This is a genomic window from Gammaproteobacteria bacterium, from assembly GCA_021647245.1.
Lineage (GTDB): Bacteria > Pseudomonadota > Gammaproteobacteria > RBG-16-57-12 > RBG-16-57-12 > JAFLJP01.
The window spans coordinates 18,068-39,977 of the sequence record JAKIVC010000029.1 but is presented as its reverse complement, the minus strand read 5'-3'; the positions used below and the strand labels follow the sequence as shown (position 1 = coordinate 39,977).

The following is a 21,910-nucleotide window of genomic DNA, read 5'->3' as shown; positions in this document are numbered from 1 at the left end:
TTATTCCAGAAGTCTTTTTTTATGGAATAATGATTGTCTAATACCATCGGACTTTATGTATTTACTCGTCAACAATCCATATTATGGATAATTAAGCTGGTGGCGAGTTAATACATAAAGTCTAGCAAATGAGTGGCTTTCGATCACTCCCCTCATACGACTCCAACATATCACCCGACAACTCCATACCGTAATCATCTCTTGAAATTTAGCCACTTCAGTACACCCCACCTACCCTTCCGGCCACCCCATTGTTGGAAATCTTTTTCATCAACACGATTACGCTGTTACGATATAATGGCTCCGTTACGTATGAAATTTAAAGGGTTGTATTGTGTCCATACACATCAAAAGCACACAAGAGATTGAAAAAATGCGCATCGCGGGTCGGCTGGCGGCGCAGGCACTGGATATGATCACGCCCCATGTAGAGGCGGGTATTACCACAAATCAGCTCAATACACTTTGCCACAACTACATCGTTGATGTGCAGGATGCCACCCCTGCCCCACTCAATTATCACGGCTTCCCAAAATCCATTTGCACCTCCATTAACCATGTGGTGTGTCACGGCATTCCCAGTGACAAGAAACTCAAAAACGGCGACATCATCAATGTAGACATCACCGTTATAAAGGATGGTTTTCACGGCGATACCAGTCGCATGTTCACTATTGGCAAGCCTTCCATTCTTGCAGAGCGCATTGTGCGCATCAGTGAGGAGTGTCTGTGGCAAGGCATTGAGCGGGTTAAAGCGGGTAACCACCTAGGAGACATCGGCTGTGCGATTCAGCGACACGCTGAAAAAAATGGTTTTTCTATTGTTAGAGAGTATTGTGGACACGGTATCGGGCGCAACTTCCACGAGGAGCCACAGGTTCTACATTATGGAAAGCCAAATACCGGTGTTGTTCTTGAGGCGGGCATGATTTTCACTATAGAACCCATGGTTAACACCGGCAAAGCCGCCATAAGGCTGCTGCCTGACGAGTGGACCGTGGTGACAAAAGATCGCAGCCTCTCGGCACAGTGGGAACACACGCTACTGGTCACCGACGATGGCTACGACATTCTTACCCAAGCGGATTAACATGCAGACTGATAACAGCGCACTTTTTGAGCTGACTACGTTCAGGAAAAAACTCAGCAGTAGCACCCCGCTATTCAAAGCATTCAAAGAGACCCTCAAAACAGCTGAAGCCGAATTAGCCGCTCGTTTTGAACAAGGGACACCGGTTACCACGCTGGTGCAACAGCGGGCATGGCTGGTTGATCAGCTACTCACTCAGTGCTGGCAACTTCACCTGCCACCGGAAACTCAACAACAAGCCACACTGGTAGCGGTAGGTGGTTATGGACGCAGTGAGCTTCATCCATGCTCTGATATCGACATTATGGTTCTGTTGCACGAGCAAAATAACGAAGTGATTTGCCAGTATATTGAACGCCTTCTCACCATGTTATGGGATATTGGCATGGAAGTGGGGAGCAGCGTTCGCACCGTAAACGAATGCATCCACCATGGCAGTGAAGAGATCACTATTGCCACAAATTTAATGGAAGCACGCCGTATTACGGGAAACGAAGCACTCTTTGAACAGATGCGTGAGCGTGTTGGCCCAAGCCACATCTGGCCTGGAGATGAGTTTTTTGCCGCAAAATTACAAGAGCAGGCACTGCGCCACAACAAATACAATGATACCGCCTACAACCTTGAGCCAAACCTAAAAGAGGGACCCGGCGGCCTGCGGGATATTCAAATTATCGGCTGGGTATCCAAGCGCCATTTTAATGTAGATACCCTGAGCGGGCTTGTGGAGCGAGGCTTTTTAATTGAGCAGGAGTATCAACAGCTTATCCAGGGGCAGGCATTTCTCTGGCGCATACGCACCGCACTACACCACAGTAACCGCCGCCGTGAAGATCGCCTGCTGATTGACGACCAACGAAAACTGGCTGATCTCTTTGGTTATCGTGAGAGCAAACACCATTTGGCGGTTGAGCTGTTCATGAAAGATTACTACCGTACCGTTCGCGAACTGAGTTGCCTCAATGAAATGCTGTTACAGCTATTCAAAGAGGAGATTCTCTATGCCAATGAGCCGGATAGAGCAAAGCCACTCAACCCGCATTTCCAGGTACGTAAAGGGTTTATTGAAGCGATCCAGCCTGACCTGTTCCAAAAACACCCCCCGGCACTGCTGGAGATATTCCTGCTACTGGAGCAACACCACCATCTTAAGGGAATACGTGCTGGCACGATTCGGTTGATACATCAAAACCTGCACCGCATTGACGACGAATATAGGCACAACCCGCTCTGTAACCAGCTATTTATCGATATATTGAGTCAGCCTGAAGGTGTCACTCACGAACTTCGCCGCATGCATCGTTACGGTGTTTTAGGGGCCTACCTACCCGTTTTTGATAAAATAATCGGCCAGATGCAGCACGATCTGTTTCATGTCTATACCGTAGACGAGCACACGCTAGGTGTATTGCGGAATGTACGGCGTTTTTCAGTACCCGAATTCTCCCATGAACACTCCCTCTGCAGCCAACGATTCCACCAGCTTGCCAAGCCAGAGCTGCTCTACATTGCCGCGCTGTTTCATGACATTGCCAAGGGACGAGGTGGCAACCACGCACAACTGGGTGCGGTAGATGCCTGGGCATTTTGCATACAGCACCGCCTTGATGAAAAGGATGCTGAAAGAGTCTCATGGCTGGTAAAAAACCATCTGTTAATGTCCAGCACAGCACAGGGGAAAGATCTCAGTGACATCGCTGTGATCAATCAATTTGCCCTTGAGGTTGGCTCGCTACAACACCTTGATGCGCTCTACCTGCTCACCGTTGCCGACATTCGCAGCACCAGCCCAGCAGTATGGAATACATGGAAAGACTCGCTACTCAAAGAGCTATTCTACGCAACCAGCCGGGCACTCAATCGCGGCCTTGATAAACCTCTGGAACAGCTTGAACGACTCGCTTACAGCAAGCAGATGGCACTAGAGACACTGGCACTGCACCGCATCAGCCCTGAAATGGCTAACCAACAGTGGCAGAGGCTTGATCAAGCCTATTTCCAGGTTCACAGTGCCGATGAGATTGCCTGGCAGACCCGGCATATTATCAATGCCGGATCAGCGTCATTACCGCTGATCGTACTCCGGCAGATGACGCGCCGTGGTGGTACCGAAATTTTCCTTTATACAACCGACAAAGCTCACCTGTTTGCCAGTATCACCGCTGCCCTGGAGCAGTTAAATTTAAACATTGTGGATGCGCGCATTGTCACCTCTAACGATGGCTACACACTGGACACCTTTATTATCCTCGATCAACGGGGTGAGGCCATTTCAGAACGGGAGTCACTCGACGAGGTAGTGGCAACCATTAAACACTACCTTGAAACCAAAGGAGAGAAGCCCGCCATCATCAATAAACGGGCTGCAACACAACTGAAACACTTTCCTATCCCGACAAAAGTCACATTTCAGCATGATAAGCAGAACAAACGCACGATCATGAAGGTGGTAACCGCTGACCGCCCTGGCGTATTGGCTCGTATTGGTGCCGCACTATGGCAGCATAAAATTGAGCTTCACAACGCCAAAATTGCCACTTTTGGCGAACGTGCCGAAGATCTCTTTTTTATTACCAACGAGCAACACCAACCCCTTTGGGATCAGCACGAGTGCCACTCACTACGCCATACCATTATCCAGCTCCTCACCCAATCATGACACCACCAACAGGATCCTGCACATGCTGGTAGCGAATAAAAAACAGCAGTTAAATATCATTGCAAAGCGCTGGCCACAACTGGCGGATGAGCTTTGTGCCAATGTTGCCGGTGAAAACATTACCCTCGATAGCTCGGGAAGTTATCCGACACTCTGTGTCAATGAGATCCACCTGGCCAGCATCTACAATCGCCAGCAGGTCACTGAGATTCAAACCTGCCACCTCACCCCGACATGCCGTAGCGTCACCGTCTACGGCACCGCCCACGGTGAACTGATCAAGTCATTGTTGCGGCGAAAAAACATTCAAAATATAAAAGTCGTCATTCTGAATGTTGCGGTTTTTTCAGCCACACTGGAGTTCATTAATCATAGCCAATGGTTAAGAGACCAAAAAATAACACTGGTATTCGGAAAAAACCTAGCGGGCATCGATAGCAGTGAGATCTGCTGTATTGAACCCGCCTGCCTCACCTTGGCAGATGAACAAACCCGCTGGCTTGCTGACTGCCTGCTTATTGACCTGTCCAGCTCATTTTCCAACACGCTATTGAGCAACGATGGCAAACGCGAGCAGCAGATCCAACACAACCTCCCTCACATCACCACCGATAAAGATGTCAGCGCATATTTTGATACTGCCGGCGACCGAACCATCTACGTCGCCGGTACAGGCCCCACCCTGGAGCAGAGCTTTTCACTCCTTAGGGAGCGTGGTAACAACATCCTCATCGCAGCCGATACCGCTGTGAAATCACTCTACGAACACGGAGTCAAAGCAGATTTTGTGGTCTCAATTGATATGCACCCCCACATTGCAAAGTGGCTCGATTTCCCCATGGATGATAATTTCAGAAACCACACCCCACTCATCTATTTTCCTGACATCGCCAAAGAGACGATTGAACAGTGGCAAGGCCCCCGCTATGTTGCCTATACTATTTACAACCCTTACCACCAACAACTGATGCGATCCATTCCCAAGGGAGTACTCTTCTCTGGTGGCAGTGTGATTCACCCTGCAATCGATCTAGCCGTAAAGATGGGGGCAAAAGAGGTGGTCATTTGCGGCGCTGATTTCTCTTTCCCTAATAATAAATACCATGTAAAAGGGTCACTGCAAGAGCATTTCAGTGGTGAACTTATGAACTCAAAATACCGTGTAACCAATGGCCATGGACAGAAGCAAGCCACCAATTTACAGCTCATTCAATATCTAAGATATCTTGTCACCTATATTGAAGAGCACAACACCATTAAATTCTACAACGCCTCCCGTGATGGTGCTTATATCGCAGGTTGCGACTATCTGGATTAAAACAATGGAAAAGAGCGTCACCTACACACTGGATCAGCTTATTTTCAAATGCTGTGCAAAGCTGATATTTGCACAGAATCGAGAAGGGATGGCACTTTACCGCAGGATATTGTATGTACTGCAATATGAAATGGGCAAAGAAATGGATGCCTTTGGTATCGAAGAGATCTCGCTGCTACAAAAAATAATGAATACTCAGCAGCGCGAAGACTCACTCTACCTTACTGACATTCTGCTTCATGAATTACAACATTCAGGCTTTAAGTCAATCATCGAAGGCAATAAAACTCACTACCAATTCCCTGACTATGGTGGCCGCAGCGAATGCCCACCCGAACAGGCGACACTCTCAACGGATGAGAGTGGCAACCGTGTCGTGAGCTTTTAATCACCCCACAACTCTACCGAGCACCCGCTGCAGTGCCGTGGTAAAAGCATCCAAATCCACAGGTTTGCAAACCACTTCAATACCATCAACCTGTTTAAATAGTGCCAACACCTCTCTGGCGCTGAACCCTGTGCAGACCACAACCGGTAGATGAGGGTTGAGTGCCCTCATCTTTGCGATCATCTCATGCCCCATCAAACCAGGCATCGCCTGGTCAGAAATAAGCAGATCAATCTCCTCATGGTGTGACTCAAAATAGGCCAGCGCCTGGTGGCTGTCAAAAAACACCTTGGATTGCAGTCCAATGGACTCCAGCTGACGCTGGATCATAATCGCCACTGACATCTCATCATCCACCACCATTACCCGTGTCGCAGTGGGTATTTCATTAGCCAGCGGTGGCTCCTCTTCAGGTATTTCGGCACCGACAGGCTGAAGGGTTGTCGGCACCGGGAAATAGAGTTCAAAGCGTGTCCCCTCCCCCAAACGTGACTCAACACAAAGGTGTCCGTCATGGTTGTGTACCAAGCCATGCACCATTGAGAGTCCCATTCCAGTCCCTTTACCCACCTCTTTAGTGGTGAAAAATGGCTCAAATATTGAGAAGAGTTGCTGCTCGGGAATACCCTGCCCACTATCGTTAACTTGCAGCACCACATATTCGCCACTAAAGTAACGCTGACAGGATGAACACAACCGCCCATCCACACCCGTGTGCCGCAAGGTGATATCAATAACCCCTTTTTCTCCAATCGCATCCCGTGCATTGATCACAAGATTAGTCACGATCTGGTGCAACTCAACCGACAACCCTTTAATCAACAGCTTTTCATCACCATCAAACTCACAGTTGATAGCGATTGAGGGAGGAATCGTCGACTTCATCATTTTTAAGCTGTCACGCAGCAGATTACTAAGATCTAAAACTTCCGTATCGTGACTCTTTTCACGGCGGCTATATATGAGCATCTGCTGAACCAAGTCTCTAGCCCGGAACCCCGCCTTTTCGATTTCACCCAAATAGCCTAAAATGTTCGCCTGATCTGGCAATATCATGGTTTTAGCCAAGTCGGTATAGCCCAATATTGCCGCCAGCATATTATTAAAGTCGTGGGCAATCCCCCCCGTTAGCTGGCCAATCGCCTGCAAACGCTGCGACTGCTTCAACTGCATTTCAAGGGCCTTTCGCTCACTTTCCATGCAGATACGATCTGTAATATCTTGCATGGTCGCAATGATTTTGTGAGCACCCGACTCGACATCAAGCTTTGCCTTAGTGGAGATGTGCCTTACCTCTCCACTCTCTAAAACAAAGCGGTACTCTAGATTACAGACCCCACCAATTTTTTTCAGTTGATCAATCGCGCTACTGACCATTTGGCGGTCATCCTCATGAATGGTTTGATAGAGGCGCTCGCGTGATGGCTCCACCTCGCCTGGCTGATAACCTAGCATACGGTAGAGCTGGGCAGACCAGACTTGGTAATCCCCCTCAATAAACCACTCGCAACTCCCTAATTGAGCGATTTCCTGGGCTTGTTCAAGATTTTGTGTGCTTGCGGAGAGTTGATATTCCACCCTCTCCTTATCACTCTGAGTACGCATCAAAGAGAGGCCGGTGGCCAGCTCACCCACCAGTTTATGCAAAATATCAACCTCATCATCGCAGAAGGCCTCAGGGTCAGTTGAGAGCAGTTGCAAGTGTCCGAGTAGATTTTGGTGGTTTTTTATCGGCAAGGTGATAACGGCGTAATAGCCTGCCTCAGCATAATGAGCCCAGGCGGATGCCTTTGGAAAACGCTCCAGATGTTGGTGAATAGCCGCCACGCCACATAAGGCTCCCTGTTCAATAAAGAGCGGAAAAGGGTCATTAACTGTCACATCTTCCGCTGCGGTGAGGGTAGTTGCCACCGTAACCATCTCATCCTCTGAGTGATGATAGATATCAACCCAAGTCGCGTCGTAACAGTGATCCAAGCCATCCGCGATCGCCTGCGCCCAAAGAGTTTCATCGTGATAACTTCCGCTAATGCCCTGCATCTCTGCCAATGCGGTTAGCGCCCGATTAGAGCGACTCAACTTTTCTTCATTCACTTTCTGGTGTGTGATGTCCGTCTGAATGATCAGAAAACGCTCTGGTATGCCATCACCATCCAGAAAAGGCACCACCGTGGTCGCCACCCAATAGAGGGAGTCATCCTTGCGACGACCCGGCAGATCACCATGCCAAACATGCCCCTCCTGAACCTGCCGCTGTAATTCGGTGAAAAGATCTTTACTGTAGTTATGTGGCCTTAAAATAGAGATTGGCTGACCCACCAGCTCCTGCTCGGCATACTGGCTACAATCGCAGAGTGCCTCATTAACCGAGACAATCACCCCTGCTCTGTCAAGCTCAAGCACCAAAGTGTGCTCATCCAATGCGCGCTGCTTAAAAACAAGCTCGCTATTATTCCTGAGCAGCTGCTGGTTGGCCTCTTGAAGGTTGTTTTGCGCATTACGCAGTGTATCAAGCATGTGATCAAAGGTGTGAGAGAGCTCTGACAACTCACCAACACCCTTGAGTGCTGTTCGATGCCCCCACTCTCCTTCAGAGATCCTCACAGCACTTTGATGCAGTGATTTTATGGGGCGAAAGATAATATTACTTAGATAGACAGCTGCAATAATGATCAATACGATACTGAATATGAGCGAAATAAACAGAAAATAACCTGATGATGCAATCGCACCATACGCCTTATCCTGATCAATTTCTGTCACCAGAGTCCAGCGATCTTCACCAATATCAACACAGTGAGATGAACCCAGCACATCCTTGCCTGCATAGTTTTGCCAACGACCCGACATCGACTCACCTTGCTCAATACAGCGAGTCGTTGGCACTGTGCTAATGACAGAGTTACTCCCCTCAATACCCTCAACCTCATTAATCAAATACCCCTGCTGGCTGACCAGATAAGTGACACTGTTACCCCGCATGTGTGAGAGATCATAGGCATCATAAGCATGCCGGTCATGAAGAGATTGGGGAAACATCAACTCATCAAAAAGTTCAACATTAAAACGTATTTGTAAATAGCCCGCACGCTCACCACTGGAAAGGCGGGAAGGGATCGGCTGGAAAAAATCAAATAATTTCTCCCCACTCTCTACAAGAGTGATCGAAAGATAGGGCCACTCCGTTACGGTAGCAAACTTTTTGAGGTGAGGAATAATCGGTGGTTGGTTGCTAGATGTTGATGCAACTAGGGGACCATCAAGCCGGTAAGCATTGATAAGGACAATACGAGAATCAAGGGATTGCTTGTTTAGTTTGAGGTGTTCGCTGAGCGCAACAGAAAGGCCATCATTATCATGTTTCTCAACTTCATCGCGAATAAACCCATCCGAGCTAAAATCAATAGTACGCGTATAGAGCTCTTTGAGGTGAATAAACATCTCACCCTCTTTTAATAGCGCCTGCCGCTCTAGGCTACTGAGCGCCTGCTGCTCTAGAAGATCGCGGGTGTGTGTAAAATTGACATACCCCACCACCAGCGTGGGAAGTAGTGCAACCAGAAAAATAATCAGCAGTAAACGGTGTCTAATACTCATTAAAGTCGTTAATTCCTTTTTGTACGGCCTCTATTCAAGCCATCAGTGTAAATCCAGCGCGAAATATGAGTATTTTTCACCCATCAACCACCAAATGGTACGCCAAAAAAAGAGCTGTAGCACTCACTATATGAGGCATCTGCACCAGCAGGGGCTGGATAACAAAGAGATAAATTTAGCTGGCTGAGGCGGTAAATGAAGGAAATAGTGTGCTATTCACAAGTTTGCCAATGAAAAACAGCTAAAATTTAGCCTTTTTTATCAGTGCATCCACTTGTGCAGAGGTCTCTATTATACTGCAGATCATTTTTTATCGGCATAACTGAGCTACTGTTTACGTGTTAAAAGGGTGTCGTAAAACAATCGTCTCCTTGCGATCGGGTCCGGTAGAGATAATATCAATAGGTGTTTCACACACCTCTTCCAGCCGCTTCAGATAAGCACGTGCATTTTCTGGCAACGCATCATAACGGGTTACACCAAAGGTTTTTTCGCTCCAGCCGGGCATTGTCTCATAAACAGGTTTGCAAGCAGCCGTGGCATCGGCACCGGAAGGAGGCGTATTACGCACTTCGCCATTAAACTCATAACCGATACAGAGGCGAATATTCTCCAATCCATCAAGCACATCCAGCTTAGTAATGCAGAGACCTGTCATACCATTAATTTGAATAGCACGGCGCAGGGCAACCCCATCGAACCAACCACAACGGCGCTTACGCCCTGTAGTGGCACCAAACTCATGCCCTTTGACACCTAAGTGATTACCAATTTCATCATCCAGCTCTGTTGGGAAGGGGCCTTCTCCTACGCGTGTGGTATATGCTTTGGTAATTCCCAGAACATAATCAATATTCACCGGCCCCACACCCGCACCAGTACAAGCCCCGCCGGAGGTTGTGTTAGATGAAGTAACATAAGGGTATGTGCCGTGATCGATATCCAGCAAGGCACCCTGTGCGCCTTCAAACAGCACGCTTTCACCTTTTTTGGAGAGCTGATATAACAGCTCGGTCACATCCGCCACCATCGGCTTGACCTCTTCTGCCATGGACATCACTTCATCCAGCGTAGCTTGATAATCAACCTCATCAGTTTTGAAGTAGTTTTTAAGCATGAAGTTATGGTACTCCATGGTTTCTTTTAACTTTTCGGCAAAAAATTCTGGCTGAAACAGGTCACCCATCCGTAAGCCACGACGCGCCACTTTATCTTCGTAGGCTGGGCCAATGCCACGCCCTGTAGTACCAATTTTTTTAGCGCCACGGGCAATCTCACGCGCTTGATCCAAGGCGATATGGTAAGGGAGGATTAACGGGCATGCATCACTGATTTTAAGTCGCTCGGATGCCGGAATGCCCTGACCCTTCAGCATAGCAAGCTCTTTTAGTAAGGCATCCAAAGCTACGACTACGCCGTTACCAATCATGCACTGCACGTTATCGCGCAAAATACCGGATGGAATCAGATGCAATACGGTCTTTTTGCCGCCAATAACTAAAGTGTGACCAGCATTGTGGCCACCTTGAAAGCGTGTGACAACATTTGCCTGATCGGTAAGTAGATCAACAATTTTACCCTTACCCTCGTCCCCCCACTGGGAACCAATTACGACAACATTTTTACCCATATCAGCTCTTCTCGACCTCTATAACCATCCAGCGACCCTGTTGTTTGGCCAACACCCGATCACATGCCATTTCTGTTGCACCTGCCAACTGTCCAGGCAGCGCCTCAATGACACGCTCACCCTCTGCTCGCAATGTCGCTATTGTCTCGCGCAGCGACTCATCACCTGCATAAGGGGAAAAAATCGCACTAATATTGTGGAGGTGACTATTAAGCTGTGCCACCATTTGCTTGAGGTCAGCACTAAAACCCGTTGCGGGCCGCGCACGGCCAAACGCCTTGCCAATATCATCGTAGCGGCCACCCTGAGCCACGGCTTGGGAGCAGTCGGGCAGGTAAGCGGCAAACACAACACCCGTGTGGTAATTAAAGCCCCGCAACTCCGCAAGATCGAAGTGCAGCTTAATATCGGGATTACGCTGCTTCACTTGCTCAGCAATCGCTGCGACATTATCCAATGCCCGGTGTACCGGCTCGCCCGCTTTTGCCAGAACCACGCGGGCCCGCTCAATGACATCTACACCGCCATTCAAATCTATCAGCGCCAAAATCATCTCGGAGAGGCCAGTATCCATATCACTCTGGGCAACATATTCACTAATTTCCGGCTTCGATTTTCGTTGTAGTGCATCAAACAGCAACTGCTCCTGATCAGCACTTAAACAAGCCTGTTGTGACAAGCCACGGAAAACACCGACATGGCCAAAATCAACAGAAACACCCTGCAGACCCACTTCTGAGATCATGTTGAGCATCAGTGACAACACTTCAACGTCACTCTCGACCCCACCATGGCCATAGAGCTCAGCACCAATTTGTAGAGGTGAGCGTGAACCACCCTGCTCGGCACGGGTATGCAACACACTGCCCATATAGCAGAGGCGAGTAGGTGTTTCACGACGAAGTTGGTGAGCATCAATACGCGCCACCTGCGGTGTCATGTCTGCCCTCAGCCCCATTAATCGGCCAGTGTGTTGGTCAATTAGCTTGAAAGTTTGCAGGTCTAGGTCATGGCCTGTGCCAACCAAGAGCGAGTCGAGATACTCAATCAGTGGTGGCATCACCAGCTCATAACCGTAGGTATGAAAAAGATCCAGTAGTTGACGGCGCAACTGCTCCAGATATTCAGCTTGTTTCGGCAGTAGGCCTTCAACGCCCTCAGGCAGTAGCCAACGATTAGTCATAGGTTGTTGAGTCATGATTCATCTAACATTTCTTGAGGCGCATATGATAGCCCGAACAGCCTTCCACTTACAGGGTTATCTCACCAGATAGAGCAATAATACGCCAATCCCCATGCTGATAAGGCCGGTACTGCGCAGCGATTTGTCATCCATCTCTGCCAGAGTAGCCCAGGCACGGCGCATTCCTTTTGGATTTACAAATGGCAGAATGCCCTCAATAACAAGCACCAACGCAATGGCAACCAGTAGTTCATTCCACATTTACAGCTCCTTAAAACAACAAAACCGGGACACCTTTTGGGTGCCCCGGCTTTGTGACAATCTGTTATTTACCCGCTGGATTCATCATATAGCGGAAGAATTCACTCTGGGGATCAATAATCATAATGTCACCTTTATCTGCAAAGGTTTTGGTGTAGGCATCCAAGCTGCGATAGAGCGCATAAAACTCAGGATTTTTACTGTATGCCTTGGCATAAATCTCAGAGGCTTTTGCATCGCCTTCACCACGCAACTGCTCAGAGTCACGAAATGCCTCAGCCAGCAGAATAGTACGCTTACGCTCTGCTTCAGCCCGAATACGCTCACCTGCCTCAGCACCTTGCGATCGCAGTTCATTGGCCACCCGCTGCCTCTCAGCTTCCATACGTCGATAAACAGAATCAGAGATATCAGCCGACAAGTCAATACGTTTGATACGAACCTGTACCACATCGATACCAATTTCATCCGCCTGTTTAGAGGCTTTAGCGCTGATAACATTCATCACCTGACTACGTTCACCGGAGATAACCTCCTGCATGGTGCGCTTACCAAACTCGTCACGCAGGCCATCTTTGATGATCTGCGACAATAACAAATTGGCACGGCGCACATCACCACCACCGGTTGCCGTATAAAAGCGTGCAACGTCAGCAATCCGCCATTTGATAAAAGCATCCACCTCAACGTTTTTCTTTTCACTGGTAAGATAGCGCTCAGGTGGCGCATCCAGCGTCTGAATGCGCGCATCAAAGTAGCGTATCGTATTAATAAATGGAATCTTAAAGTGCAAACCAGGATCAATGCTGGTCTCTTTTATTTCACCCAGTTGTAACATGATGGCACGCTGGTATTCAGCAACGGTATAAGTACAGGAGACCACTATCACTACGATAGCTGCCACGCCGGTTAAAAAAATTGAACTCTTCTGCATTATCGCTCTCCTCGGCCACGCACAACATCACGAATGCGGCTCTCTACACTATTCAGCGTCGGTTGGTTGATGCTGCTAGAGATATTCTGCGGTATTGGGAAATTACTGATAGCCCCTTGCTGCATCATTCGATCAAGCGGCAAGTACATCAGGCTGTTGCTTTGCTCAACACTGATCATTATCTTGCTGGTATTACTCAAGACAGCCTGTACCGCGTCAATATAGAGACGCTCACGGGTCACCTCAGGCGCACGCTCATACTCTTTAAGCACTTGAGTAAAACGACTGGCGGCACCCTCGGCCTCTGCAATAATACGAGCCTTATATCCACTCGCCTCTTCTAATTGGCGCGCTGCTGCACCACGTGCTTTAGGAATGATGTCGTTAGCGTAAGCCTCGGCCTCATTCTTATAGCGCTGCTCATCTTCTCGCGCCTTTACCGCATCGGCAAACGCATGCTGCACCTGTTCTGGTGGCTGTGCATCCTGAAGATTAATACTGGTGACAATTAAACCGGTGCCATAAAAGTCCAATACCTGTTGCATCTGCTCGTGAACCTGCTCGGCAACCTCACGACGACCTTCCGTCAACACAAAGTCCATCTTGCTATTACCCACGGACTCACGCAGAACACTCTCGGTTATTTCATGTAGAGTGAGATCTGGGTTGACGGTATTAAAGACGTAATCGCTTGCACTTTTCACTTGATATTGAACCGCTAACTGAATATCAATAATATTCTCATCCTGAGTCAGCATCAGTGATTCACGGTTACGTGCGTTATCACCACGACCTTCTGAGCGATAACCGATTTCGGCAATACGCGTCTGCTCCACATCAACACGAATGACACGACCAATCGGGCGTGGTGGCACAAACTGAAGGCCTGGCTTGAGGGTTTCACTGTATTTACCGAACACCATGACAACACCGCGTTCCGCGGGCTGAATGACATGTACAGAGTCATAAGCACTCCAACCAATCACAGCGACCAGCAGCAAAATAACCAGCCCATTACCTGCTGCTGCGTTGTTGTTGCCACCGCTACTGCTGTTGCCACTACTGCTTTTACCACCAAACATACTGCTCAGCTTCTCTTGAAACTTACGCAATACCTCATCAAGATCAGGCGGCCCTTGGTTGTTATTTCCACCACGGTTATTGTTACCCCATGGGTCTTGCTTATTGCCACCACCCGGTTCATTCCAGGCCATAAGTCTCTCCACTATTACTAAGTAAGTTATACAATATGAGGCCTTTGAAGGCCTCAATATACTGATTCTGAGGCAGGAGTCTAAAAGTCTTGCCCTATGATAGCAAGTCATTACGCCCTAATCCCTAGATAGAGACGCGAGATGGCGTATATGACAGCTTAATGACACCCTGTCACCACTGTATGAGTGCATCTCTGCACATCACATTAACTTCACCGTGAGACTAAAAATATTAGCCACACCCGCAGGCTCTGCGGCTATTTTTTGCTTCACTGTGAAATCAAAAGTTTGTGCAGCATGCGCGTTTCTATCTGGGGGGTTAGGGTTACGGATGATCCGCTAACACCATCTCATCATCCAGCAACTTTTGACGTTTTAACAGCTCAAACTCCCGCACTTCCAGCTCAATTTCAAGATGCCATTCGCCTTGCTCACCAAACCTCTCACTGCGTACTGCTTCCAGCTCAAACAGCCGCGCCCTTAACCGCCCAGCGTCTGCAGGAAGGTTTAGCCAGTGATGAATCCGCTGATCACGAAACTGCTCAGCGACCGCCTCCAAGATCAATTCCATCCCTAAATCGGCCTGAGCAGAGACCCATATTCGGCGCACATTACCATGTTCATCCCGATCAATCCTCGGCTTCTCCCCCTCCAGCAGATCAATTTTATTGAAAATTTCAATCTGAGGAACCTCTGAGGCCCCAATCTCTTTCAACACCAGGTTAACCTGCTCAATCATAGCGTGACGCTCCACACTATGGCTATCGATTACATGCAGCAGTAACGCCGCATTGCGGCTCTCCTCCAGTGTCGATTGAAAGGCGGCCACTAAATCATGAGGAAGGTGGCGAATAAAGCCCACCGTATCCGCTATAATAGCCGCGCCTGCCTGTGGCAGTTCAAGGCGACGAAAGGTTGGGTCCAGTGTTGCAAACAGCTGATCAGCAGCATAAACCCCAGAGTCGGTCAGACTATTGAAGAGTGTCGATTTACCCGCGTTGGTATAGCCAACCAGCGAGATCGTTGGCAACTCCGCTTTTTTGCGTGCTTTACGACTCTGCTCGCGACGGCGCTGCACTTTTTCGAGTCGCTTGCGTAACTGTTTAATGCGCTCATTCAACAAGCGACGGTCTGTCTCTAGCTGAGTTTCGCCGGGACCTCGTAAGCCGATCCCTCCTTTCTGGCGCTCCAAGTGGGTCCAGCCGCGAATCAGTCGGGTAGAGAGATGCTTTAGCTGGGCAAGCTCAACTTGTAAACGCCCTTCATGTGAGTCAGCGCGCTGGGCAAAAATATCCAAAATAAGCCCTGTCCGATCCAACACGCGGCACTTTAATATCGCTTCAAGGTTACGCTCCTGACTGGGTGCCAGTGCATGATTAAATAAAACGACATCAGCGCCCTCCGCGAGAACCACTTGTGCGATCTCTTCAGCCTTGCCACTGCCAATATAATATTTTGCATCGGGTGTGCGTCGAGCACCGGTGACAATTGCAACCGGCTCCGCACCTGCGGAGACAACAAGCTCGTGAAACTCATTCAAATCTTCTTCACCCATACTTGCGGCGACATCAACATGAACCAGCACAGCACGCTCACCCGCTTTGGGGCGTTCAAACAAGCATTACCTCCAGATCATCTATAAGGGCAGCGCTAATAATTCATTCATGATTATCGCCACCTCGTCAACGAGTTTTTACCAACGGATAAAAACAGCCTAAAAGAGGGCGCTGCACAAATGGCCGCAAAGGTCTCTAAAAATAAGATTTGCAACATGCAGCGCTTATTTTTTAGGCTCGTTTTCAGTAGTATTTATAAGTCGAGCGAGAGCATATCAAAAAACTCAACATCCACATTACTGCGTAGTGCTATCTTCCTGAGAAGGGTTTGCCATCGGCATTTTCACAGCTCGCGAAGGGACTACTGTTGATATCGCATGTTTGTAAATCATCTGATTTACACTATTTTTTAGCAGCACAACAAATTGATCAAACGAGTCGATCTGTCCCTGCAATTTAATTCCATTGACCAGATAAACAGATACCGGGATACGCTCTTTACGCAACGCATTCAAAAAAGGGTCTTGTAATGATTGCCCTTTACTCATGTGCTTTCTCCTTATACTTATAGTTATCGTGGACGTGACTTTTTACTCTCTATGAAAACGGGCATCAAACAAGCAGAGGCTCCACCCGCCCTATCACTATATAGTGATCTTCTTCAAAAAATTCAAGAGCTGTTCATACATACCGGCATCAAGCGGATCATAAATGTGCAGGTTTTTTTCCGAGCGAAGCCATGTCCTCTGCCGCTTGGCCAGCTGGCGGGTAGCGGTAATGGCTTTATCTCGCATGGTGTCATAGTCGTACAAACCCTCCAGGTACTCCCAAATTTGGCGATAGCCAACACAGCGCATGGATGGCAGGGAGGGATTCAGTGCACCATTTTCACGCAATGCCTCCACCTCTTCCACAAAACCCTGTGCTAGCATTTGCTCCAAACGAAGTGCCATATGCTCACGATGCCACTGCCGGTCACCGGGCATCAGCCCCAGCTTTGTGACTTGGTAAGGCAGCTCATGTTGCTGCTGCTGTTTTGCAATTAACGCGGTCATACTTTGCCCACTGATCTCATACACCTCGAGTGCCCGCTGCAGGCGTTGTGGGTCATTGGGGTGAATGCGCGCTGCTGCAATAGGGTCAATATCAGCCAGGCGGTCATGCATCCATTGCCAACCAAACGCCCCTGCCTGCGCCTCAAGGCGTTGGCGCACCTCAGGGTTAGCGGCTGGTAATTCCGACAAGCCGTACTGTAATGCGCGATAGTAGAGCATCGTTCCGCCCACCAGCAACGGTATTCGCCCCGCAGCGGTAATTTCGGCCATCTCACGCAGTGCATCTTGACGAAAGTCAGCGGCTGAGTAACGTGCTATTGGATCAAGCAAGTTGATTAAACGGTGGGGCATCTCCCGCAACTCATCAGCGGTAGGTTTGGCAGTACCAATATCCATACCACGATAGATCATGGCGGAATCAACACTGATAATTTCGCAGGGAAGTGATGAACGCAATCGCATCGCCACATCTGTTTTCCCAGAAGCCGTTGGCCCCATCAGAAAAATCGCGTGGGGTAGTGGCTGCTGCTCTTTTTCCATTACAGACACATCGCCAATACCATCGCATCTTCCCGGCCTTTCGCAGTGGGGTAGTAATCACTGCGAATGCCGACTTCATTGAAACCCACGCGCTCATAAAGGTAACGTGCGGCCTCATTCGAAACCCGCACCTCTAAGAACATCATTTCAACCTGCTTTTCTGTTGATAGATCAATCATGTAGTCAATCAACTCTCGGCCCAAACCCCGGCCCTGTTTTTTTGGCAAAATACAGATATTGAGGATGTGTGCCTCCTTCATTACCACCGAGAGCACACCATAACCCAGCAGAGCATCACCCTTTTCAAAAATAAAGCAGTGATATTTTGCTTTTAAACAGTCTTTAAATATCTGCTCACTCCAAGGATGCGGAGAGACTTGCGCATCAATTTCGGCAATTTCAGCAAGCTCCGACTCACGCATTAAGCGTATCGATCCGCTGTTCAATCGAATATTCATAGGGTGCCACTCATGCTGAGCTCAGCAGTTTCTGAAGTGTGCCGAGATCTTTCCATACCTGGCGCTTGTTAAGTGGATTTTGCAACAGCTGCTCCGGCGAGTGAATCATTAACAGCGGTATCTCTTCTTTGCCATAGCTCAGTGGCTCATCACCCACTGGGTCGGTCATTTGTTGCGTATTTTTAAGTAACTGAGCGGCAGAAGCCCCCAAAACAGCGATAACCTTTGGTCTCAATAGCGCAATTTGACGTGCCAAATAGCCCACGCAGTGCGCTGCCGCCTCTTCATCCAGTGGCGAATTACCCTGGGGAGAGCACTTTACAATGGCCGTGAGATATACCTGCTGTGATGACAGGCCAATGGCGCGCAACATATTATTGAACAGGTGTTGTGCGCCGCCGGAAAAGTAACCATCAGCTGACAAGCTCGCTTGATCGTCAGCGGCGACAATAAACATCACCTCAGCACTTGAGTGACCACAACCCAACCGCTTCTGCTTACCTTCAGCGTGCAAACAGTGCTGGCAATGCAGCACCGCCGCATCCATCTGAGCCCAATTTAGTTGTGTAGCATCCACAGAGGTTGGTGCTAGCTTCGCTACAGCAACGGGTGCCGCATCAAGTGCCTGACCACTTTTAATGTGCTCTGGCAACGCCATATCACGCCGTTGCCAGAGCGTAATACCCATCGCATCCAGGTATTGCTGCTGAGACATCAGTTACACCTGAGGGTGTGCGCGCTCTTCCGGCGCAGCAATCTTATTCAATGCATTCAAATAAGCTTTAACAGAGGCCGTCACAATATCCACATCCGCACCTTGCCCGTTAACGATACGCCCACCTTTCTCGAGTCGAACCGTCACCTCACCCTGCGCATCCGTACCGCTGGTAATACTATTGACCGAGTAGAGCTGAAGTTCGGTCTGGCTATTGACCACCGATTCAATCGCTTTAAAAGCCGCATCAACCGGGCCACTCCCCTCAGCCTGCCCCTGTTGCTCAATACCCTTTACCGTGATAGTCAGTGCGGCAACCGGCACCTCTCCCGTTTCAGAGCAGACCTTCATGGAGATCAGTTTAAACGGCTCATTAACCGCCTCTGATTTAGACTCTGACACCAGTGATTGTAAATCTTCATCATAGATCTCATGCTTTTTGTCTGCCAAATCTTTAAAGCGGGCAAATGTCACATTCAACTGCTCTTCTGATTCAAACGAAATACTCAGCTCTTGCATACGAGTCCGAAAAGCATTTCGCCCGGAGTGTTTACCCATCACCATACGATTCGCTGACCAGCCAACATCTTCGGCACGCATAATTTCATAGGTTTCACGATTTTTTAATACACCATCCTGATGAATGCCCGACTCATGAGCAAAGGCATTGGCACCGACGATGGCTTTATTCGGCTGCACCGCAAAACCGGTAATACTTGAGACCAAGCGAGAGGTTGAGACAATGCGGGTGGCATCAATACCGGTATCACAGGTAAAGATATCCTGGCGTGTACGCACCCCCATGACCACCTCTTCGAGAGCAGCATTCCCAGCACGCTCCCCCAACCCATTGATGGTGCACTCCACCTGACGTGCACCCTCCATTACTGCCGACAGCGAGTTTGCCACCGCCAAACCAAGATCGTTATGACAGTGCACGGAAAACACCGCTTTATCAGCATTTGGAATACGCGCCATCAAATTTCTGATCAACTCACCAAACTGCTGCGGAACATTGTAGCCCACAGTATCCGGAATATTGATTGTGGTGGCACCTGCGTCAATCACCTGCTCAATCACCCGACAGAGAAAGTCCAACTCGGAGCGCCCGGCATCTTCAGGGGAAAACTCAACATCACTGGTCCAGTTACGTGCACGCTTTACCGCCTTTACCGCCTGCTCAACCACCTGATCCGGTGTCATACGTAGCTTTTTTTCCATATGAATGGGTGAGGTTGCAATAAAGGTGTGAATACGCGAAGAGCTTGCCTCTTTCAAAGCCTCACCTGCTGTGTCAATATCAGCATCCAGTGCCCGCGCAAGTGCACACACTGTGCTCTCTTTTATCTCACGTGCGACCGCCTGTACTGCATCAAAATCACCTTTGCTGGCGCGGGGAAAACCCGCCTCTATTATGTCAACACGCATCCGTTCCAGAGACTTGGCAATACGGACTTTTTCATCTTTAGTCATCGACGCGCCAGGGCTCTGCTCGCCATCACGCAGTGTTGTATCAAAAATAATTAATTTGTCAGTCATGGGGTGACTCCACCATCGAATTTTTACAGTACAACATTAAATGCTGTCATTTATATTAAGGATTCGCGCCACGTAAAGTGGCTATTGTAAGATTATTTACCGCACAGCGGCAGCAGTCGAAGCGGAGAAGCGCACAAAGAGTGGGGGCGTGATGAGGTCTGTGCCGATGACACATCCGAGCGAATCATGATTTGTATAAATTTTTTCATTAATTTTAATACAGAATGCTTTTAAAAAACTATAACGCTTTAACCTGAGCTTGCCAAGGCGCTAATCATCTTTCTCCTTAGCATCTGTTTTGCTGGCCGCACCGCTCTTTGATTCATTGGACTTGGCCTGTAACTTATTGCGACCCAAAATAGTCGAAACCACACCCGACATGGCATAGAGCAAAAATATAGCAAACAGTACCAGTGGCGGATCAACAGCAATAGAGACAAATATCAACACCACCACCAAAATGGTAAAAAAGGGCACTTTACCCTTGAGGTCAATATCCTTAAAGCTACGAAAACGGATATTACTCACCATCAACAATCCTGAGGCGAGGGTCAATACAAAGGCGGGGATCACCAGCGCAGAGGCCGATAACTCAAAATCGACGGCAACCCAAACCAGGCCCGCAATAACCGCTGCAGCGGCTGGGCTTGCCAGCCCCTGAAAATAGCGTTTATCCGCCACACCCGCCTGGGTATTAAAGCGCGCTAAACGGAGTGCTGCGCAGGCAACAAAAATAAAAGCAACTAACCAACCCAATTTACCCATATCGGCAAATGCCCACAGGTAGACCACTAACGCTGGAGCTAAGCCAAATGAGACCATATCGGCCAGGCTGTCATATTGGGCACCAAAATCACTCTGGGTATTGGTCATTCGTGCAACACGCCCATCCAGCCCATCCAGCACCATGGCCACAAAAATAGCCATAGCGGCGCTTTCAAACTGGCCATTAATCGCCGATATGATTGCAAAAAAACCCGAAAACAGGCAAGCGGTGGTAAATAGATTTGGTAACAGGTAAATACCGCGACGACGTTTAGTATCGCCTTCAGTTGATAGCCCCATACTTCTCTTTTCCTTAAAAATTTTTACCTGACCATGCAATGCGAACCGAACCCATCAGGTCAAATTTAACAGGAGGACAGACACTCAATGCACTAAGAGAGCTAGTATATCCTCACCGGCCAGCACGCTGTCACCTTTTTTCACTTTGAGCTGCGAAGTGACAGGCAGATATAGCCGAACCTCGCGGCCGAAACGTAATACCGTACAGTGGGCACCCTGACCAGTGCGTTCGCCTGCAGAGACCCGATAATGAAGCGTACCACTCAGAGGTGTTGCAATCATATTGAGTAACACATCATCCTGCTCATCCGTCTGAATCCATTGCGAGTAGGTTCTGGCCGATGCATTATACGATTGCCGCATAACCTTTCCCTCTACCGGGCTACGCACAACATAGGGCCCAAAGCGTTGCATTTTGATGGTTAGCGCAATAGCCTGACGCTCCAATTGACTCTCTGTCACCGTCTCAATCGACAACACTTCCCCATCAACAGGGGAGAGAACCCCTAGCGGAGAAGAGGGTATCTTTCGTATGGGTTCCCGGTAGATAAATATCACCAACAGCACCAGCAATAGCAACGCTACCGCCACCACTACCGACCAAAACAACAGACAGAAGAGTGATAACAGCAATAACGCAGCAACCGGCAGTCGCGTCGACTCAGAGATGGGTGTTACATATAAAGCCATAGTGAAACCTTTGCACGA

At 48.7% G+C, this 21,910-nt stretch carries 18 protein-coding genes; 4 read left to right on the top strand and 14 right to left on the bottom strand.

Annotated elements, in window-relative coordinates; genetic code table 11:
* The first annotated feature begins 331 nt into the window (after positions 1 to 331).
* From map to L3J94_09530, 4 genes are read left to right on the top strand one after another with little or no spacing between them, the layout of a single operon-like run.
* Entirely contained in the window at positions 332 to 1,090 is a 759-nt protein-coding gene (gene map / locus L3J94_09545; GenBank protein MCF6218978.1) for a type I methionyl aminopeptidase, read from the top strand.
* Entirely contained in the window at positions 1,059 to 3,749 is a 2,691-nt protein-coding gene (gene glnD, locus L3J94_09540) for a [protein-PII] uridylyltransferase (protein MCF6218977.1), read from the top strand. The genes map and glnD overlap by 32 nt, the downstream gene beginning before the upstream one ends.
* A gap of 22 nt (positions 3,750 to 3,771) precedes the next feature.
* Complete coding sequence (locus L3J94_09535) at positions 3,772 to 5,067, top strand: DUF115 domain-containing protein (protein ID MCF6218976.1); 1,296 nt, start codon at positions 3,772 to 3,774, stop codon at positions 5,065 to 5,067.
* A gap of 4 nt (positions 5,068 to 5,071) precedes the next feature.
* Positions 5,072 to 5,455 carry a hypothetical protein gene (locus L3J94_09530; GenBank protein MCF6218975.1) on the top strand — a complete coding sequence of 128 codons (384 nt, stop codon included), beginning with the start codon at positions 5,072 to 5,074 and terminating at the stop codon, positions 5,453 to 5,455.
* On the opposite strand, the gene L3J94_09525 is transcribed toward L3J94_09530, so the two are convergent.
* The 14 genes from L3J94_09525 to L3J94_09460 form a co-directional block, all read right to left on the bottom strand.
* On the bottom strand, positions 5,456 to 9,052 hold the full coding sequence (locus tag L3J94_09525) for an ATP-binding protein (protein ID MCF6218974.1): 3,597 nt from the start codon (positions 9,050 to 9,052) through the stop codon (positions 5,456 to 5,458). It abuts the gene before it with no gap.
* A 334-nt stretch (positions 9,053 to 9,386) separates the two neighbouring features.
* The gene (locus tag L3J94_09520; GenBank protein ID MCF6218973.1) at positions 9,387 to 10,682 is read right to left on the bottom strand and encodes an adenylosuccinate synthase; all 1,296 of its coding nucleotides are present in this window, start codon (positions 10,680 to 10,682) and stop codon (positions 9,387 to 9,389) included.
* A 1-nt stretch (position 10,683) separates the two neighbouring features.
* A complete protein-coding gene (locus L3J94_09515; protein MCF6218972.1) occupies positions 10,684 to 11,880 on the bottom strand; it encodes an ATP phosphoribosyltransferase regulatory subunit in 1,197 nt (398 codons plus the stop codon).
* 60 nt (positions 11,881 to 11,940) lie between these two features.
* Positions 11,941 to 12,126 (bottom strand): DUF2065 domain-containing protein, encoded by a 186-nt coding sequence (locus tag L3J94_09510; GenBank protein ID MCF6218971.1) that lies wholly within the window; start codon positions 12,124 to 12,126, stop codon positions 11,941 to 11,943.
* A 64-nt stretch (positions 12,127 to 12,190) separates the two neighbouring features.
* The gene (gene hflC, locus L3J94_09505) at positions 12,191 to 13,060 is read right to left on the bottom strand and encodes a protease modulator HflC (GenBank protein ID MCF6218970.1); all 870 of its coding nucleotides are present in this window, start codon (positions 13,058 to 13,060) and stop codon (positions 12,191 to 12,193) included.
* Positions 13,060 to 14,274, bottom strand: coding sequence for an FtsH protease activity modulator HflK (gene hflK / locus L3J94_09500; protein MCF6218969.1), 1,215 nt, complete (start codon positions 14,272 to 14,274; stop codon positions 13,060 to 13,062). Before hflK ends, hflC begins: the two co-directional genes overlap by 1 nt.
* Positions 14,275 to 14,599: 325 nt before the next feature.
* Entirely contained in the window at positions 14,600 to 15,892 is a 1,293-nt protein-coding gene (hflX, locus tag L3J94_09495) for a GTPase HflX (GenBank protein ID MCF6218968.1), read from the bottom strand.
* A 234-nt stretch (positions 15,893 to 16,126) separates the two neighbouring features.
* Positions 16,127 to 16,378, bottom strand: a complete 252-nt coding sequence (hfq, locus tag L3J94_09490) for an RNA chaperone Hfq (GenBank protein ID MCF6218967.1) — start codon at positions 16,376 to 16,378, stop codon at positions 16,127 to 16,129.
* Positions 16,379 to 16,474: 96 nt separating this feature from the next.
* The gene (miaA, locus tag L3J94_09485) at positions 16,475 to 17,425 is read right to left on the bottom strand and encodes a tRNA (adenosine(37)-N6)-dimethylallyltransferase MiaA (protein MCF6218966.1); all 951 of its coding nucleotides are present in this window, start codon (positions 17,423 to 17,425) and stop codon (positions 16,475 to 16,477) included.
* Positions 17,425 to 17,883, bottom strand: a complete 459-nt coding sequence (gene rimI / locus L3J94_09480; protein MCF6218965.1) for a ribosomal protein S18-alanine N-acetyltransferase — start codon at positions 17,881 to 17,883, stop codon at positions 17,425 to 17,427. Before rimI ends, miaA begins: the two co-directional genes overlap by 1 nt.
* A gap of 10 nt (positions 17,884 to 17,893) precedes the next feature.
* The gene (locus tag L3J94_09475; protein MCF6218964.1) at positions 17,894 to 18,598 is read right to left on the bottom strand and encodes a uracil-DNA glycosylase; all 705 of its coding nucleotides are present in this window, start codon (positions 18,596 to 18,598) and stop codon (positions 17,894 to 17,896) included.
* A gap of 3 nt (positions 18,599 to 18,601) precedes the next feature.
* A complete protein-coding gene (locus L3J94_09470) occupies positions 18,602 to 20,137 on the bottom strand; it encodes a 2-isopropylmalate synthase (protein ID MCF6218963.1) in 1,536 nt (511 codons plus the stop codon).
* 270 nt (positions 20,138 to 20,407) lie between these two features.
* Positions 20,408 to 21,202 (bottom strand): CDP-diacylglycerol--serine O-phosphatidyltransferase, encoded by a 795-nt coding sequence (pssA, locus tag L3J94_09465; GenBank protein ID MCF6218962.1) that lies wholly within the window; start codon positions 21,200 to 21,202, stop codon positions 20,408 to 20,410.
* A gap of 84 nt (positions 21,203 to 21,286) precedes the next feature.
* The gene (locus L3J94_09460; GenBank protein ID MCF6218961.1) at positions 21,287 to 21,892 is read right to left on the bottom strand and encodes a hypothetical protein; all 606 of its coding nucleotides are present in this window, start codon (positions 21,890 to 21,892) and stop codon (positions 21,287 to 21,289) included.
* Between the last annotated feature and the right edge of the window lie 18 nt (positions 21,893 to 21,910).

Excerpts from the sequence above, each read along its gene's own strand:
- glnD (MCF6218977.1), top strand. The coding sequence starts at position 1,059 with ATGGCTACGACATTCTTACCCAAGCGGATTAACATGCAGACTGATAAC.
- L3J94_09535 (MCF6218976.1), top strand. The coding sequence starts at position 3,772 with ATGCTGGTAGCGAATAAAAAACAGCAGTTAAATATCATTGCAAAGCGC.
- L3J94_09530 (MCF6218975.1), top strand. The coding sequence starts at position 5,072 with ATGGAAAAGAGCGTCACCTACACACTGGATCAGCTTATTTTCAAATGC.
- L3J94_09525 (MCF6218974.1), bottom strand. The coding sequence starts at position 9,052 with ATGAGTATTAGACACCGTTTACTGCTGATTATTTTTCTGGTTGCACTA.
- L3J94_09520 (MCF6218973.1), bottom strand. The coding sequence starts at position 10,682 with ATGGGTAAAAATGTTGTCGTAATTGGTTCCCAGTGGGGGGACGAGGGT.
- L3J94_09515 (MCF6218972.1), bottom strand. The coding sequence starts at position 11,880 with ATGACTCAACAACCTATGACTAATCGTTGGCTACTGCCTGAGGGCGTT.
- L3J94_09510 (MCF6218971.1), bottom strand. The coding sequence starts at position 12,126 with ATGTGGAATGAACTACTGGTTGCCATTGCGTTGGTGCTTGTTATTGAG.
- hflC (MCF6218970.1), bottom strand. The coding sequence starts at position 13,060 with ATGCAGAAGAGTTCAATTTTTTTAACCGGCGTGGCAGCTATCGTAGTG.
- hflK (MCF6218969.1), bottom strand. The coding sequence starts at position 14,274 with ATGGCCTGGAATGAACCGGGTGGTGGCAATAAGCAAGACCCATGGGGT.
- hfq (MCF6218967.1), bottom strand. The coding sequence starts at position 16,378 with ATGAGTAAAGGGCAATCATTACAAGACCCTTTTTTGAATGCGTTGCGT.
- miaA (MCF6218966.1), bottom strand. The coding sequence starts at position 17,425 with ATGGAAAAAGAGCAGCAGCCACTACCCCACGCGATTTTTCTGATGGGG.
- rimI (MCF6218965.1), bottom strand. The coding sequence starts at position 17,883 with ATGAATATTCGATTGAACAGCGGATCGATACGCTTAATGCGTGAGTCG.
- L3J94_09475 (MCF6218964.1), bottom strand. The coding sequence starts at position 18,598 with ATGTCTCAGCAGCAATACCTGGATGCGATGGGTATTACGCTCTGGCAA.
- L3J94_09470 (MCF6218963.1), bottom strand. The coding sequence starts at position 20,137 with ATGACTGACAAATTAATTATTTTTGATACAACACTGCGTGATGGCGAG.
- pssA (MCF6218962.1), bottom strand. The coding sequence starts at position 21,202 with ATGGGGCTATCAACTGAAGGCGATACTAAACGTCGTCGCGGTATTTAC.
- L3J94_09460 (MCF6218961.1), bottom strand. The coding sequence starts at position 21,892 with ATGGCTTTATATGTAACACCCATCTCTGAGTCGACGCGACTGCCGGTT.